Raw genomic sequence first — 2,732 nt, 5'->3', positions numbered from 1 at the left:
CTTGGCGCAGACAAAGCCTTGGCAGGCGGGCAAAAAGGAAGGGGGAAAGGGGGAAGGAATTTTTGACCGCCCTATTTGTCCGGCAAAGCGGGACAGGGGTTGGGAAGCGGCTCGTCCTTGCGATAGCAAGGGGGCAAAGTCCGCAAAAATTGATTCCTAATTGAAAAGATTATTTGCGCGCGCCCGAAAAGATAAAAAGAAATTTTTGCGGACTTTGGCTGCGGTGGTTCAGTGACGAGCCGCAGAGCGGGTTCTGCACTACTCAACATTAAATATAGCTTAGGCAGAGAGTCAAAGACAGGTACCTAGAGCCTGCGGAGCAGGCTAACGAGCCCGACCCCGGAGGCGCATAGAAAACCAGCGCGGGGTATGAGTCGAGTTCGCAAGCGGCATCGGGCGAGATGTCGTCTAAAGATATGGCGTTGAATAAATGTCCCCAATCCTTCGCCGGATGTAATATACTTATGGAGATTTTACCGAACGCTGTTCAAAAAAGGTTCGAGCAGCGTTCAGTAAATCCGACCATCTTAAACTCCCGCCAGTGGCAGCTTGATTTGACAGAGTAATCCGACTTCCGACTGGCTGTCTGCTTTTGTCGTAACTGCTTTTATAAACTGGAGTACGTTAAAGAGAGTATTACAGACACATTCATATGACACGGTTATCGTGCCGACCAATTGCGGTGAGGTTTATCGGATCAGGAAAGCGGGTATTCCCGGGGAAGCCCAAAAGGAGATATACAGGATTTTCGGAATCAAGTGGCAAGAATTGCCCAAAACGAAGACCGTAATACGGCAGAAGACCACTACGACGTTGTAGTGCCTCAAAAACCCGGTCGTTCATTTGCAAGAAGTTACGACTACAAGTGCGAAAGTTGGGCTATGACTCCCGCAGTATCCGCGCACAATCTTGTCAAGCAGTACAGAGATACCCTCGCCGTCGCGGGCATCGACGTCGAGGTGCATGAGGGTGAGTGCTTTGGCATCATCGGGCCCAATGGGGCGGGCAAGACTACCACGATGAAGATGATTTACTGCGTGACGCCGAGGACGGACGGGGAGCTTCGCGTGCTCGGGAGAGACCCGAATATCAACCCGGAGCTCATCAAGAAAGATTTGGGTGTCGTCCCTCAGGACAACAACCTTGATACCGACTTCGACGTCCTCGCGAATCTCACGGTGTATGCCCGCTATTTCGGCATCCCGCGTGAGCGGGCGACCACGTGCGGCCGTGAACTCCTCGATTTTGTGCAGCTCACGGAGAAACAGCACTCGACGATAGAGGATCTGTCGTCGGGGATGCGGAGGAGACTGCTGGTCGCCAGGGGGCTGATCAATGACCCGCGGCTTTTCATCCTCGATGAGCCGACCGTCGGTCTCGACCCGCAGGCGCGCCACCTCATTTGGGACAAGCTCCGGATGCTGAAGGAGGCGAACGTCACGCTCCTCCTGACCACGCACTATATGGAGGAGGCCGCTGAGCTGTGCGACCGCGTGGCGGTGATGGACCGGGGAAAGATACTGGTGACGGGTCCGCCGCGGGACCTGGTCCGGCGCTTCATCGGGGAGGAGGTGCTCGAGCTGGTGCTCTCGGGCGGGGAGCAGGAAAAGGTGATTCGGGACATTACGTATTTCCACGCGACCGTGGAGCAGACGAACCAGAAGCTCTATCTCTACTGTGACGACTGCAGGCCTTTGCTCACGCACCTGACGGACAAGGGGTACCGGCGCATTCTGAGGCGTCCGGCGACCCTCGAGGACGTGTTCCTGAAACTGACGGGGAGGGATCTCGTTGATTAGGATATCGTTACGATTCTGGAAGGTGTGGCGGAGGAACTTCGACTCCTTCATGAAATACATCTACGTGAACCTGATGGGCAACCTGGGCGACCCGGTTCTCTACCTGCTCGCGATGGGCCTGGGCCTGGGAAAGTTCCTCGGGGAGATGCAGGGTGTCTCCTACGTTCAATTCCTCGCCCCGGGCGTCATTGTCTCCGCGGGGATGTTCGCCGCAACGTACGAGTGCACCTACGCGAGCTTTCTGAAGATGTTTCATTTAAAAACATATGACGCCATCGTTGTCACGCCGGTGAATCTCGAGGATGCGGTGGCGGGGGATATCGTCTGGGGTGCGAGCAAGGCGCTCTTCAGCGGCGTGCTCATGTTTGCGGTGGTGGCGGTATTCGGCCTGGTCCACTCATGGTGGTCGCTGCTGGTCCCGCTGCTCATTTTTATTGTCGGGCTTCACTTTGCGAGCCTCGCGATGCTCGTGACATCGTTGAGCCGGAGCTTTGATTTTTTCAGCTATTTCTTCGAACTGATTATCACACCCCTTTTCTTCTTCTCCGGCATATTCTTCCCCCTCGACAGCTTCCCCTGGTGGCTGAGGGTCCTGGCATACTGTTCCCCGCTCACCCATGCGGTTACCATCTGCCGCGCGCTCATCCTCGGTCACATCCCGCCGCACCCTCATATCAGCGCCGCCATCCTCATCGTCCCCGCGGTCGCCCTCTTCTACGGGAGTATCTATCTCATGAGACGTCGGATGATTAAATGACATGCGCATGGATGCCCCATTACGCAAAAGGATGCTGTCCAGCCAAAATAGAAATGTCCCCTTCTTACCAAATTAGAAATGTCCCCATGACTGTTCCCTCTCCCCCCAATGTCTGGGGGGAGAGGGTTAGGGTGAGGGGGGCTAGAAGAGATGTACTCTTCCCCTCACAGAGCCAC

Annotated in this window: 2 protein-coding genes; both read left to right on the top strand. The window is 55.5% G+C overall.

All coding sequences use genetic code 11. From position 1 onward, the window contains the following. Positions 1 to 881 precede the first annotated feature (881 nt). Positions 882 to 1,799, top strand: a complete 918-nt coding sequence (locus NTX71_03735) for an ATP-binding cassette domain-containing protein (protein MCX6339014.1) — start codon at positions 882 to 884, stop codon at positions 1,797 to 1,799. Further along, positions 1,792 to 2,556, top strand: a complete 765-nt coding sequence (locus tag NTX71_03730) for an ABC transporter permease (protein ID MCX6339013.1) — start codon at positions 1,792 to 1,794, stop codon at positions 2,554 to 2,556. The genes NTX71_03735 and NTX71_03730 overlap by 8 nt, the downstream gene beginning before the upstream one ends. Positions 2,557 to 2,732: the final 176 nt, after the last annotated feature.

It is taken from the genome of Candidatus Auribacterota bacterium, assembly GCA_026392035.1.
Taxonomy (GTDB): domain Bacteria; phylum Auribacterota; class Tritonobacteria; order UBA1439; family UBA1439; genus JAPLCX01.
The sequence above is the reverse complement of the archived record's forward strand: the minus strand, read 5'-3'. Positions and strand labels throughout refer to the sequence as shown.